The organism is Jannaschia sp. S6380 (genome assembly GCF_023015695.1).
Lineage (GTDB): Bacteria > Pseudomonadota > Alphaproteobacteria > Rhodobacterales > Rhodobacteraceae > Jannaschia.
This window is the reverse complement of sequence record NZ_JALKAS010000002.1, coordinates 601,143-614,769: the sequence shown is the minus strand read 5'-3', so window position 1 is coordinate 614,769 and position 13,627 is coordinate 601,143. Positions and strand designations below refer to the sequence as shown.

Below are 13,627 nucleotides of genomic sequence, written 5' to 3'. Positions count from 1 at the left end.
GTTGCAGGGGTGTGGATAAAGCTGGTGGCGGATTTGGCTAGCCCCTGTGGCGCAAGGCAAAAGTCACATTGTTGTCACATTGCCCCGCCTTCTCTGAAAATTCCAACATCTTGATACGTATACAAAGTTTTCTTCGCCATTCTGCAGGTCGCCCCTGGGCCGCGCGATCGCGCCGGACCCGGAGCGACGTTACGGCAAGGTGGAGAAAAACCGCGCCCCTCTCCGTTTCCCGCCGACGACTGGGCTATTCGCGTCCTATGATGTCCGGCGTCTTCCAGGCCAGATGCTGACCCCCATCGGTACAGATCATCTGCCCGGTGACCGATGCCGCCGTCAGCAAATATGCCAGCGCCGCACGGATATCGTCGGCATCCGCGCCGCGTTCAAGGATCGTCGCCGCGCGCTGCGCGGCGAAATGGTCGGCCGATTGCCGATGGCCGCGCAGCGTTGGGCCCGGCGCGATCGCGTTGACCCGAATGCGCGGCGCCAGCGCCTGCGCCGACGTCCGCGTCAGCGTCCAAAGGGCGGACTTCGCCAACGTGTAGGTCATGAACTCCGGCGTCAGCTTGCGCACCCGCTGATCGAGCATGTTGACGATGCAGGCGCGGGCCAGCGGCTCCGGGTCGTCCTGCGGCGCGGGCGCCTGCGCGGCGAAGGCCTGCGTCAGCAGAAATGGCGCGCGGAGGTTCGAGCCGAAGTGGCGGTCCCAGCTTTCATGCGTTGCCGTGTCCACATCGTCATGCTCGAAGATCGACGCATTGTTCACCAGCACGTTCAACGGCCCGCCCAGCGCCTCGGCGGCCCGTGGCACCAGATCTTCGCAGGCCCTCAGGTCAAGCAGATCCGCTTGCAGGGCCACGCCGCGCCGGCCCAGCGCCTCCACCTCGCGCACCGTGTCGGCCGCGCCCGCGGCACTGCTGGCGTAGTGGACCGCGACATCGTGTCCTCGCTCTGCCAACTCGACGGCCATCGCCGCACCCAGCCGCCCGCCCGCCCCGGTGACCAGAGCCGTCATGCCAGCGCCCAGATCAAGTAGACCGCGTAAAGCGTCGAGAGCCCGACGCCCCAGATGCGCGTGATGTCGCGACCCAGAAACACGAACGGGATCAGCATCAGCGTCGCCGCCAGCATGACCCACAGATCCTTGGTCAGGAACGCCGGATCCACAGGCACCGGGCCGACCAGAACGGCCACGCCCATGATCCCCAGCAGGTTGAACAGGTTGGACCCGATCACGTTGCCCAGCGCGACGTCCGCATGCCGCCGGATCGCGGCCATGACCGTCGTCGCGAGTTCCGGTAGCGAGGTTCCGATCGCGACCAGCGTCAGGCCGATCACCGTCTCGCTGACGCCGAAGGCGCGCGCGATGCTGGTGGCGCCGTCGACCAGAAGGCCCGCGCCAACCGGCAGGCCGACGATCCCCAGCACCAGGAAGGCCGCGACCTTCCACCCGGGCAGTCCGGGCTCGGCTCCCTCGACCTCCACCTCCTCGGCGCGGCTCGCCAGGAAAGTGGCGATCAGCACCGCGGCAAGCCCCGCCAACAGGATCAGACCGTGCCACCAGACCAGCGTTCCGGTGAAGCACAGGCCGATGAACAGCGCCGTCGCGCCCAGCATGTAGACATAGTCGCGGCGTGTCTCGCAGGCGCCGGTATGCATCGTTGCGATCAGGGCCGGAATGCCCAGCACCAGCAGGACATTGGCGGTGTTCGATCCGACCACATTGCCCAGCGCTAGGCCCGGCGCCCCGTCGAGGATCGCCTGCACACTGACCAGGAGTTCCGGCGCCGAAGTCCCGAACGCGACGACGGTCAGGCTGACGACCAGGGCGGGAATCCCCATGCGAAGCGCGAGGTTGACCGCCCCCTTCACCAAGGCGTCGCCGGCAAGGATGAGGATGACAAGGCCCAGGGCCACGCTCAGGAACTCGATCACCATCGGGTTCAGGCCTTGCCACAGGGGCAGCGGCCACGGCCGACGCGCGGCGTTCCGCAATGCTTGCACGTGCCGCGCCCGATCCGCGTCGTGCCGGGAAAGCGCAGCCGTCCGAACATCGCCAGGACGGCCATGCCGATCAGGAACAACGTGATGATCTTGACCAGCATCTAAAGGCCGAACCGCGCCCAGGCGGCCCGGTCCTCGACGGCGGCGAACGCGTCGGCCATGGCCCAGGGGATCATGCGCTGCAAGAGCGGTCTGCGCAGGCCCATCGTCCGGGTGCGCACCTTGGGTCCGTAGATCTCGCGAAGCTTGGGGACCGCGTGGCCGATTCCGTCGGCCAGGCCGGCGGCAACGGCATCGGACCCGACGAAGATCTCGCCGGTGAAGAGATCGCGCGTCATATCGAGGCGCGCGCCCCGGCGCGACCGGACCTGCGCGATGAAGGTGTCGTGGATGCGGGCCTGTATCGCCTTCAGCCGTGTCACGTCCGCATCCCGTTCGGGTCGGAACGGATCTAGCATGGACTTGTCTTCGCCTGCCGTATGCACGCGCCGTTCGACCCCGTGGCGCGTCAGGAGGTCCGCAAACCCGAAGCTGGCGGAAAGGACGCCGATGCTGCCGGTGATCGAGCTGTCGTCGACCCAGATGTCGTCCGCCGCCGTGGCCAGCCAATAGCCGCCCGATGCCGCGACATCCTCGACGAAGGCATGAACCGGGACCTCGAGTTCCTCGGCGAGGTTGCGGATATGTGCGGCGATCAACGAGGACTGCACCGGCGAGCCGCCCGGAGAGTTGATCGCGATCGCGACCGCCCGGGGCTTGCCCTTGCGAAAGGCCCTTTCCAGCACCGGGGCCAGGCTCGCGTGGTTCAACGTCCCCCGCGCGCCATTGGCCGCGATGATCCCCTGAAGCCGCACGAGCGTCACGCGCGGGCCGCGGTCGCGGAAAAAGGATCGAATGCGTTCGCGCATGACGGTCGATGTATAGGGGGGCCGCCACCGGGACAAGGCGCCGGAAGCTCTCATCGGGCGAATTGACCGGCGCCGTCGCCGGCCTTGCGATGCGCAAGACAGCACCCGCGGCGCGTCGAACCGGCCGTCCCGCGCTGTGACGGCGTCGACGGAAGCCGATCAGACTGACCTGGACGGTTGCAACACATCTACGCCGGATTGTCTCCTGGGCAAGGCGGCGAACCGTTCAGCGCACGACGAACTCCGCATGGAGGGCGCCCGCGGCCTTGATGCTCTTGAGGATGTCGATCATATCGCGCGCCGAGACCCCGAGCGCATTGAGACCGGCGATCACGTCCGAAAGCGTCGTTCCCCCCTGCACCAAGGCAAGGCCCGGTCCGGGTTCCTCCTGCAAGGCGACGCCCGTTCGCGGAACGACCACCGTTTCGCCCTCGGCGAAGGGATTGGGCTGTACGACCACCGGCGCCTCCTCGATGCGCAGGGTCAGGTTGTTCTGCGACACCGCCACTTCCGAGATCCTGACGGTGCTTCCCATGACGATCGTGCCGGACGCCTGGTCGACCACGACCCGCGCGCGCTGCTCGGGCGTGATGGTCACGTTCTCGATCGCACTCAGGGCATGCGCGGGCGAGTCGCGTCCCATCCGCGCGATGTCGAGAAGAACGGTTCCCGAGTCGAGCATCCGCGCGACGTTCCCCCCGATCTCACGGTTGATGGCCGCCTCGACCCGGGAAGCGGTGGTGAAATCCGGACTGCGCAGGGCAAGCCGAACCTGTTCCATAGCGGTGAAGTCGAAATCCACCTCGCGTTCGACCCGCGCGCCCGAGGGGACCACGCCTGCCGTGGGCACGCCCTCGATGACGGTCGCCGCCTCTCCGGTCGCGGCCACGCCCCCGGAGATGACGGTGCCCTGGGCCACGGCGTACACATCGCCGTCTGCAGCCGTCAGCGGCGTCATCACGAGGGTCCCGCCCAGCAGGCTGTCGGCGTCGCCGATCGCCGACACGGTGACGTCGATCCGACCGCCGCTGCGCGCGAAGGGCGGCAGCGTCGCCGTGACGATAACGGCCGCGACGTTCTTTGGCCGAAACTGCTCTCCGGTCACGTTTACGCCCAACCTCTCCAGGATGTTGGACATGATCTCCTCGGTGAACGGCGCGTTGCGCAGACCATCGCCGGTTCCGTTCAGCCCGACCACGAGACCATAGCCCAGCAGGTCGTTGCCGCGCACCCCGTCGAATTCCACCAGGTCCTTGATGCGGATGGACTGAGCGGCGGCCGGCAGGACACCCGCTACGGCCAACACGAATGCCATCCAGATGACCGGAACGCCAAGGGACGGACCACTCCGCAGGAGGGCCCGAAAGGCGGCGCGTAGACAGCTCAACGCAGGAACTCCGTCAGATTCAGGCGCGATCGCCTCGCGGTAATTGCATAGAGCGTCTCGAGCTTCGTCATCGCCTCCTGCAGGCGGGTGGCCGTCTCGTAGGGATCGGCGGCGAGCATGTCGTTCTTCTGTCCCTCGAGCGTCAGTCGCGCGGCTTCCAACCCCTCTACACGATCGGCCACGCGGGATTGGACCGCGCCCATCCGGCCTTGAAGGGTCGCGACGTCCGCCCGATCGCCGACCCCGCGCGCCGACATTTCGGCCCGAAGCGTTTCCACATCGGCCCCCGTCAGCGCGAACCCGGCCTGAGGAAGAGACGCCACGATGCTGGCCGTCAGCAGAACCGATCGGACGGCATCCTCGCGGGCCGAGAACGGCATCGAGATCGCGTCGCCGTCCCCCAGCGGGAATACGGCCGGATCCGCGGGAAAGTCGCCAAGGGCGCCGCGCTCGACATTGCCGCCCGGGGCGAAATACGCCTCGAGATCGCGGATCATCGTCTCGGCGTCAGGGGCGGCGGCGGCAATGGCCGCCGTCTCGGCCAGCAGAACCTCCAGATCGACCGGCGAGGCGCCATCGGCCGATCCGTTCCCGAAGACCGCCCGCCCGTCATGCGTCTGCGAAAGCGCGGATGCCATGTCCGTCAGCGCGGCGCGCGCGACCCCGGCGGCCTGATCGAACTGCGGCGTGTCGCCCGGAGCCAACGCGACCTGCAAGGTTTCGTCCAGACGCTCGGACGAGCGGGCGACGGCATCGAGCCCGGCCTGCCCACCTTCGAGCCACATCTCCGCGCCCGAAAGCGCCGCGGCGCGCGTCTCCAGCGTGCGAAGTCCATGAACCACGCGCGACACTTCCGAAAAATCGCTCGCCAGCGCCCGGCCGGCGTCGGAGGTACGGCCGCTGCCCATCTCCATCGTCAGACGTTCGATCCGCGCGCGTACGCCCGCCGATGCGTTGTCGCGCAAGGAGTTAGCCGCGATGTGCTGTGTCGTCAGCATCCTAGATCTCCATCAGTCTGTTCATCATGTCATCGACCACCCGGATGACGCGCGCGTTCGCGGCATAGGCCTGTTCGATCTCGATCAACCGGCGCATCTCGGCATCAACATCCACGGCGCCGCCGTCGCGGGCGTCTAGGATCGCCTGTGCCTGGCCGCGATGCGCCTCAGCGGCGTCCGACAGGCGAACGCGGTCGGCCGAAACCGATGATTTCAGGCCAGCGGCATGTCCGGCGATATTCGTGACCCTGTTCTGCAGATCGGACGAACGGGGGGCGGCGGTTTCGGCGAAGGCGGCGCCATATGCCAGGAGCAGGTCGGGATCGCCCTGCACCCCCGAACCTGACGCGGCCAAGCCATCGCGTAACCGCCAATGCTGGTCCGTCCTCTCGGGCGCGACGGCGGCGTTGATCTGCAGCCTGCCCGCCAAACCGGCCGGTGCCGACGGATCGAAGCCCAGCCCCCCGTCGGAGAAGAGACCGGGATCGGCGGGCGCGAGCGTGGGATCGACGGAGGTGTGGCCAAAGCGACCGACCAGTTCCGCGGCGAGCCCGTCGAGGCGCGCCGTGGCACTCGGTGCAACGCGGTCGCGAAGCTCGAACAGGGCCTGCAGACGGCCGCCCGCGATCCCGGCCTGCGGCCCGTCGGTCGAGACCGGCCGACCATTGACGGTCAGTCCCGACAGCTGATCGGGGGCCGTCATGTCCGGCGTGATCGGATTGCGGCCGTCATGGCCCAATTCGGCCGGCCGCCCATCGAGCAACAGGACCCCGCCCTGCGTGACCAGCGCCACTGCGCCGTTGTCGCGCGGAAGCTCGCGGATCGGAACCTCCTGCGAAATCCGATCGAGAACCCGCGTCCTCTGGTCCAGCAGATCGGCGGTGTCGTGGCCCCCGGCGTCCAGCCGGACGATGCCGGCGTTTATCCGGGCGACCTCCTCAAGATCGGCGTTGAGCTTGTCGACCGTCCGTCCGATCTCGGTTTCGGCATCCTGGCGGTCTTGCCGCACGAGAGCGTCAAGACTGTTGAGCTTCTCCGCCGTCGCGTCGGCGGCATGGGCAATTTCCGTCAGCCGCGTCTCGGACCCCGGGCTGGCCGCGGCGGATACGAAGGCCGCGTCCAACCGCGCGAGGCGATCCTGCAAACTGCCGGCCGTGTCGGGGTCCCCGATGGCGGCGTCGAGCCGGGTCTGGAACTGCGCGGCCACGGATGTCGCAGCCTCCTGAGACTGGGCCTCGCGGCGCAGCTGGACGAGCCGGGGGTCGACATCGCGCGAGACGGCCACGCCGGACCCGGGCAGGCCGATCCCCGCCCCGGTCGCGTCGAGCGTCCGCCGCGCATAGCCCGCCTCGCCCGCATTGGCGACGTTGCGCGCCACGACATCGGCCCGCCGCGCGTTCAGATCCAGCCCGGCGGCCGCGAAGCTCAGCGAAGAGGTCAGGCTCATGGTCGTCTCCTTGCGATGGGGTCAGCGCTTGATGTTGGTGGTTTCCTGCAGCATCTCGTCGACGGTCTGGATGACCTTCGCGTTGGAGCTGTAGGCGCGCTGCGTCTGGATCAGCTGCGTCAGTTCGGCGGCGACATCCGTCGTGCTCTCCTCGCGGGAGAAGCCGACCACATCGCCCACCGGTCCGTCGCCCGCGTCCCAGAGGTAGAAGGCGCCGCTCTCGGAGGAGACCTGATAGGACTGGTTCGACATCGGCTTGAGACCGTTCGGGTTCGGCACGTCGACCACCGGGATCTGATAGAGCGTCTTGCTGACACCGCTGTCGTAGATCGCGTTGAGCATGCCGCGCTCGTCGACCTCGACCGCAGCCAAGTTGCCAACGGGCGAGCCGTTCTTGGTGATCGCGAGCGGGGCGAACGTGTCAGACAGCTGCGACAGGCCCTGCGTGTCCTGCGGGCGGCCGATCTCCAGTTCCAGCGGCCCGCTCCCCGCGGCGACGGTCACGAGGCCGGTGCCGGGATCGTAGGCGCCGACGGAGCCCGGCGTCACGCTGGCGATCTTGCCGCCATGTTCGCGGCTGTCGTCGAAGGTCACGGTGAACTCGCCCACGAGATCGTCGTTCTGCGCTCCATCGCGAATGCGCAGCGTCCATTCATTGCTGGAACCGGTCGCGGGAACCCGCGGCTCGAACGAGATGTCGAGCGTTTCGGACTGCCCGAGATTGCCGAAATACTCCAGCGCCACCTCGCGCGGGGCGCCGGACGCACCGGCGGCCGTATCGGTGGCCGGAAGGTTCACGCCGAGCGAGATCCGCGTGGTCGCATCGCCCTGGAACTGGTTGCCATCCACCCGCACGGGGACCAGCCCGCCGGCCGTGTCGCGGGGGAAACCCGCCACGACGCCATCGGCGTCGGCGGGCCAGCCCAGCAATACCTGCCCCCCGGCGGTGCGCAGGATACCATCGGCGTCGGCCCGGAAGGACCCGGTCGAGGTCATGTGCAGCGGAAATTCGGTCGACCCGCCCGCGACGGCCGTCGCGGTGGTGATCGGCAGCATGCCACGACCCGTCACCGACAGATCGGTCGGATTGCTCGTCGTGATCAGCGTCCCGCTCTGCTCGACCTCCCGGCCGGTGGTTACCCGGACGCCACCCGCGGAATAGGCGCCGCGGCTCGGGTTCAGGACCATCGAATGGAAATCCGCCGTGGACCGCTTGTAACCGAAGGTGGAGGAGTTCGCGATGTTGTCGGAAATCGTCGCGAGGCGGCTGGCGTTCACGTTCAACCCCGTCACACCGGCATTGAGGGAGGAGGAGATCGTCATGGGCGGTCCTTTCTGGGTCTCGTGCTGTCGCGGGGGCCGCGAGTCGTCTGCTTTCGACACTCGCGCGCGGAATCTTAAGGTCGGGCTAACGGGCGGCGCTTTTCGCGCGCGGCGGTGCCAGCGCATGGCGCAACACGACGAGTTCGACGCGGTCATTGCGCACGGACAGGCGATCGGCCGTGACCGGGCGACGGTCGGCATGCCCCGTCACACGCGCCACCCTCGACGACCGGATGCCCGCCGCTCCCAGCGCGCGTCGCAGAGCTTCGGCGCGGGCCATCGACCGGGCCCAGACCTCCGGCTCGCGCGTGACGACCGGTTCGGCGGCGACATGCGCCTCGACGGCGAGCGCGTTGGGCCGGGGCCGAAGCTCGGACGCGACGGAGGCCAGCAGACGACGCAGGAGCGGCGTCGGCCTGTCTTTGGTAAAGAGCGGCGAGCCGGGAAGCGCGAAGAATTCCACAACCAGCCCTTCATCGGTCAGGCGCAGCGAGACATGGCGCAGTTCCGCCTCGTCCAGCAGGCTGTCGCCGCCTTTGCCCATCAGTGCGGCCGCCAGGTTCTCGAGCTCGCCATCGGCATTCGTCGTGCCATGCGCCTCCGAATTGGTCATGCCGCCGCGCCCGAGCTGGACCATGCTGGCATCCGAGGCCAGCGAGCGGCCGCCGAACGCGCCATCGCCCCCGCCAGAGGCCCGACTGATCGCGATGGTCGGGCTGAAATAGTCGGCCAGGCCCTTGCGCTGCTGCTCCGTCGTCGCATTGAGGAGCCACATCAGCATGAAGAAGGCCATCATGGCGGTGACGAAATCCGCATAGGCCACCTTCCAGGCGCCGCCGTGATGGCCGCCGGCGATCACCTTCTTGCGCTTGATGATGATCGGCCGCGCGTTGTCCTTGCTGGAACTCATGGGAAACCCTCCAGGGACCGAGGGCTAGGGCGTGGAGGTGAAGATTCGGTTAGCGGCCTAAGGGGCAACCCAAGTGGCCGTCCCGTCCCCGAAGACGGCCCGTCGATGCGGATCATGCGTCAGGGAGACCGCGTCGATCTGCCGGACGCGGCCGATAAGGGCTGCGAAATGTCCGATATCGGGCGTTCGCCCGAGGGCATCGGGCGCGGAGATGGGCGTGCCGGGCGCGGGATCGGTGCCATAATTGCCGCGCGACGCTTTCGGAACCTCGGACCAACGCCCGGGATCGGCCGCGACGATCCGCATCTCGACCGACAGGCGCAGCTGGAGTTGCGCGGCCGCATCCCAGAAGAGGAGCGCCGCCCGTCGGTCGTGGCGCAGGGCGCGGACCTTGGCCGTCCGCAGATCCGAATGGACCTCTACCTCGCCCGTGTCGCGATCGGCGCGGCGCAGGCCCACGATCCGCGCCTCGGGGCCGTCCGGCCCGCCGGTGGCGATGGTGGTGAACCGGAACGGATCGTCCGCCACACGCGCGCCCCGGTCCAGCCGGTCCCAGACATGACGGCGCAGGGCGCCCAGGTCATCGAACGGGTCACTCATAGCCCGTCATCTCCAGATAGCCGGATCCGGCATGGGTTCCTGTCGCGACGACGGGCCCTTCCCAGTAGGGGAACAGCGTGTCCTGCCAGCTGTCGGGGTTGACCGCCTCGACCACGAGGTCGATGTCTTGTGCCGATAGAACGAGCCGCCATTCGACCGGCACCGTTCGGTCCGCCACCTGGGCCGTCCGCAATGGCGTCAGCGTCAGGGCGTCGCCGTAATACGGCACGAGCGTTCCATCCGCTTCGATCCAGGACGCGTAGTGAAAGGGCTCGTCCCCGCGCAGAGCGAAGGCCATCAGGCGGCGGCCGTCATCCAGGTGAAGCGAGAACCAGTCCCACCCCTCCTGATCGGCGGCGAGGGGCTGCGAGGACCATTCGCGGTCGAGCCAGCCCCGTCCGGTGACGGCGACCGGGCCTGAGGGCAGGTGCAGCGTGCCGGCCACGGCATAGAAGGGTTGCGAATAGTAGTGGCTGGCCTGGCCCGAGGCCGACTTGGTCGAGAACCCTTCCTGACCGTGGAACACCAGCGGGCCCTCGGCCGCGAAACGCAGGTCATAGCCGGCCCCGTCCGCCCGGGCCGAAAGCGCCAACGCATCGAGCGTGGCATCGGGCGAGGTCAGTTGCCAATCGTCGATCCAGGCGCGAAACGGGTCCACCGCGACGCCGGCCTGACCGACCCCGCCGCGGGCGAATTTCTCGCCGGTGAAATGCGCCTTCGGGGTGGTCAGCCCGAAATGTCCCATCCAGACCTGCGGTCCCTCGGGCGTGAGCGCCGAGCGGAACAGCGTCCACTGCATGCCGTAACGCCTCCCGTCTTCGCCCTCGAGCGATGCGGTCAGGTACCACCACTCGATCCGGAACCTTTCGTGCGAGCCGTGATCGGCCGGGAAGGCGAAGCGGTATTCGGGGTCCGGCAAGGCGAAACCCGCGCCGCCCTGGCCCAGACCGGCGAACCCCTGCGCCATGGCCGCGAACGGCAGGAACATCAGAAGGATGAGCGACCTAGCGTTCATGCGCGAAGACCTTGACCAGATGGGCGGGCGGCATCCGCCACAGGCGCCAGGCGGGCAACGCCGCCGCCAGGGCCGCCGCCAAAAGCGCCCAGAGCGAGAGCAGGCCCCAGGCCCCCGGATCCGGCAGCAGCGGCAGTCGCCAGCCGAAGGCCTGCACGTTCACGACCGCCAGCAGCACCCAAGCCAGAGCCACCCCGGTCGGCACGGCGAGGATCGCGGTGAAGGCCGCCAGGATCAGCGTGCGGAGCAGATCCGACAGGGCCAGGCCGCCCCGCGTCATGCCCAGCGCCCAGACAGGCGCGATTTGCGGCACACGCATTGTGCCCAGCGTCGTCAGCGAGGCCCAGAGCGCGAAGGCCGCGACGCCAAGCGTCAGGACGTTCAGCGCCGCGGTCACCGCGAAGGTCCGTTCGAATACGTCGAGCGAGAAACGCTTGATGCGGGCCTGGTCCACGACCCGGTCCGGCGGCAGGTCGAAGCGTTCCGTCAGCGCGGCCGCAAGATCATCCATATCGTCGGGCGCCACGCGCAGGCCGAATTGTCTTGGGGTCGCGTCGGGAAAGATCTGGGCGAAGGTCTCGAATGACAGGATCGCCTGCCCCCGCGGATTGCCATAGTCGGAATAGACGCCCAGCACGGCCCGTTCGCCCGCCGCGCCCAAGTAGATGCGTCCGTCGGACCAGAGGCCCGTGCGGCGCGCCAGCTGTTCGTTGATCAGGGCCCCCTCGCCTGCGGCCAGCCTGTCCCAGACATCGGGCACGCCATCGAGCAGCGGCCAGTTGTCGCGAAAGGTCGGGTGGTCGGGCTGGCCGAATATCTCGCCCGGCGCGCCTTCGAGGACCGTCTCGCGCGAGACGATGGGCAGGATCGCGTCGACCCGGCCCTCGAGGAAGGCCACCATTTCCCCCGCCTCGTCGGCGTCGGTCGCGTAGAGGTAGAGTTCGGCGGCGAGGCGCTGATCCAGCCAGCCGGTGAAGGTCGAGCGGAAGCTGCCGACCATCGTGCCCACGCCCACATTGGCCGCCAATGCAAGCAGAAGCGCCATCAGCGCGAGGCTGAGGCCCGGGACCTGCTGGCGGGCATCGGCCCAGAGCCACTGGATCAGCGGACCCTTCGCGAGGCCCGCGCCCAGGTCGAGGATCGCCGACAGAAGCGGCGGCAGCAGGAGCGCCGCCCCGAGCAGCATCGCGCCGAGACAGACGAACCCCGCCACCAGCCCCTGTCCGAAGATGCCGACGGCCAGCGCGACGCACAGAAGGGCAGCCCCCGCCAGGGCTTGCCGCCGCAGCGTGCCGGCCTGCGCCCGGGCCCAGGCACGGGGCATGGCCGGAACGAGCACCGGCAGGCGCGCCAGGCGCCAGAGGCTCTGACCCCCCGCCAGCACCAGACCGACCCCGGCCATCGCGAACCCCGACAGCCACCAGATGGGCGAGAGCGTCAGCGCCCCGGCCACCGAGGCGCCGTAAAGCCCCGAGAGCGTGGCCGCGACACCCGGCAGCAGAAGCGCCGCGACCGCATAGCCCAGCACGATCCCCAGCGTCCCGGAGATCAGCGTGAAGGCGCAGAGTTCCAGCGCCAGAAGCAGAACCAGACGGCGCGACGGCAGCCCCAGCGCCCGCAGCGTCCGGAACAGGGGCCGGCGCTGCTCGAACGCGAGGCCGATGGCCGCGTTGACGATGAACAGCCCGACGGCGAAGGCCAGCAGGCCGAACGCCGTCAGGTTCAGATGGAAGCTGTCGGTCAGACGGGCGATGTCGCCCTGCGCCTCGGGTTGGACGATACGGGTGTCGGGCAACAGCTCGGTCAGGGGCGTCAGGCCGTCGATCTGCTGCGGCAGGATCAGAAGGTGATCCACGCGGTCGACGCCGGCGATGGCCTGCGCGGCGGCGATGTCCGCCAGAAGAAGGCCGGGCGCCAGGTCGGGCAGGACACGCGCCTCTGGCAGGTCTTCCGGCACGGCGGCGCCGGGCGCGGCGAAGATCAGCGTCCCGGTCAGGAACCCGGTCAGATCCGACGCATCGGAGAGGTCCGGCAGGGTGCCGCCCTGTGGCGCGGTGAACGGGTCGATGCCGACCAGCCGCGCGTGGCTGCCCGGCAGGCGGAATTCCAGCACCGGGCTGACGTTCCAGCCGCCGCGGCGCGCGGTGGCGAAATCGGCGAGTGTGAGCCTGCCCTCCAGCCGCGCAAGGCCGCCCTGGCCCAGCGAGGCGGCCGCCTGATCGTAGCTCAGGCGCGCCTGCGCGTTGATCGCCTGAACCCCTGTCCAGAGGCCGGTGGCCAGCGCCAGCCCGACCACCATCGTCAGCAGTTGCAACGGATGCCGCCGCCAATGCGCCAGCAGCGCACCCAGACCCGCGCGGTTCATTCGGCCCCCCGCGGATCGGTCACGCGGCCCGCGCGCAGGTGCAGCCGGTCGTCCAGTCGGCCCGCCAGTCGCGACGAATGGGTCACCATCAGGAACCCGGCCCCCGTATCGGTGACCAGTTCGCGCATCAGCGCCAGCATGGCATCGCCCGTCGCCTCGTCGAGGTTGCCGGTCGGCTCGTCGGCCAGAACGAGCCGGGGGCGGGCTGCGATGGTGCGGCCGATGGCCACGCGCTGCTGTTGCCCGCCCGACAGCTCCTCGGGGAAACGGTCGAGGTGATTGCCCAGGCCCAGTCGGCCGGCCAGCGCATCCACATCGCCCGGATCGCGGCCGGCCAGCCGCGCGTGGAACGTCAGGTTGTCGGTCACGCTAAGCGAGGGGATCAGGTTGAACTGCTGAAAGATCAGCCCGACGGTGCCGCGACGCAGGCGCGCGCGCCCCGCATCGTCCATGGCAGCGATATCGTCACCCGCGATCTCGATGCGGCCGGCATCGGGGCTGTCGAGCCCCGCCACCAGGTGCAGCAGGGTCGACTTGCCCGAGCCGCTCTCGCCGGTCAACGCCAGCGAATGCCCCGCGTCGAGGTCGAAGGACACGCCCCGCAGGACGGGCTGGTGTCCATCCGCGGTCTCAAATCCCTTCTCGACGTCGCGGACTCGCAGCAGCATGG

General features: G+C 68.9%; 13 protein-coding genes. All 13 read right to left on the bottom strand.

All coding sequences use genetic code 11. The features are described 5' to 3' along the window. Positions 1-244: 244 nt before the first annotated feature. A complete protein-coding gene (locus MWU52_RS16030; protein WP_246954024.1) occupies positions 245-1,015 on the bottom strand; it encodes an SDR family oxidoreductase in 771 nt (256 codons plus the stop codon). Next, on the bottom strand, positions 1,012-1,938 hold the full coding sequence (locus MWU52_RS16025) for a calcium/sodium antiporter (RefSeq protein WP_246954023.1): 927 nt from the start codon (positions 1,936-1,938) through the stop codon (positions 1,012-1,014). The genes MWU52_RS16030 and MWU52_RS16025 overlap by 4 nt, the downstream gene beginning before the upstream one ends. 5 nt (positions 1,939-1,943) lie before the next feature. Continuing rightward, a complete protein-coding gene (locus MWU52_RS16020) occupies positions 1,944-2,105 on the bottom strand; it encodes a hypothetical protein (protein WP_246954022.1) in 162 nt (53 codons plus the stop codon). Then, a complete protein-coding gene (locus tag MWU52_RS16015) occupies positions 2,106-2,912 on the bottom strand; it encodes a S49 family peptidase (RefSeq protein ID WP_246954021.1) in 807 nt (268 codons plus the stop codon). Positions 2,913-3,138: 226 nt separating this feature from the next. After that, positions 3,139-4,227, bottom strand: a complete 1,089-nt coding sequence (locus MWU52_RS16010) for a flagellar basal body P-ring protein FlgI (protein ID WP_246954020.1) — start codon at positions 4,225-4,227, stop codon at positions 3,139-3,141. 68 nt (positions 4,228-4,295) lie between these two features. Continuing rightward, positions 4,296-5,297, bottom strand: coding sequence for a flagellin (locus MWU52_RS16005; RefSeq protein WP_246954019.1), 1,002 nt, complete (start codon positions 5,295-5,297; stop codon positions 4,296-4,298). Position 5,298: 1 nt separating this feature from the next. Continuing rightward, positions 5,299-6,744 (bottom strand): flagellar hook-associated protein FlgK, encoded by a 1,446-nt coding sequence (gene flgK, locus MWU52_RS16000; protein ID WP_246954018.1) that lies wholly within the window; start codon positions 6,742-6,744, stop codon positions 5,299-5,301. A gap of 21 nt (positions 6,745-6,765) precedes the next feature. Continuing rightward, complete coding sequence (locus MWU52_RS15995) at positions 6,766-8,067, bottom strand: flagellar hook-basal body complex protein (RefSeq protein WP_246954017.1); 1,302 nt, start codon at positions 8,065-8,067, stop codon at positions 6,766-6,768. An 85-nt stretch (positions 8,068-8,152) separates the two neighbouring features. Next, a complete protein-coding gene (locus MWU52_RS15990; protein ID WP_246954015.1) occupies positions 8,153-8,977 on the bottom strand; it encodes a flagellar motor protein MotB in 825 nt (274 codons plus the stop codon). Positions 8,978-9,034: 57 nt separating this feature from the next. Then, positions 9,035-9,577, bottom strand: coding sequence for a pyridoxamine 5'-phosphate oxidase family protein (locus MWU52_RS15985; RefSeq protein WP_246954013.1), 543 nt, complete (start codon positions 9,575-9,577; stop codon positions 9,035-9,037). Beyond that, positions 9,570-10,592 carry a lipocalin-like domain-containing protein gene (locus MWU52_RS15980; RefSeq protein ID WP_246954011.1) on the bottom strand — a complete coding sequence of 341 codons (1,023 nt, stop codon included), beginning with the start codon at positions 10,590-10,592 and terminating at the stop codon, positions 9,570-9,572. The genes MWU52_RS15985 and MWU52_RS15980 overlap by 8 nt, the downstream gene beginning before the upstream one ends. Next, positions 10,582-12,957, bottom strand: a complete 2,376-nt coding sequence (locus MWU52_RS15975) for an FtsX-like permease family protein (RefSeq protein ID WP_246954009.1) — start codon at positions 12,955-12,957, stop codon at positions 10,582-10,584. Before MWU52_RS15975 ends, MWU52_RS15980 begins: the two co-directional genes overlap by 11 nt. Then, entirely contained in the window at positions 12,954-13,625 is a 672-nt protein-coding gene (locus MWU52_RS15970) for an ABC transporter ATP-binding protein (protein WP_246954007.1), read from the bottom strand. Before MWU52_RS15970 ends, MWU52_RS15975 begins: the two co-directional genes overlap by 4 nt. Between the last annotated feature and the right edge of the window lie 2 nt (positions 13,626-13,627).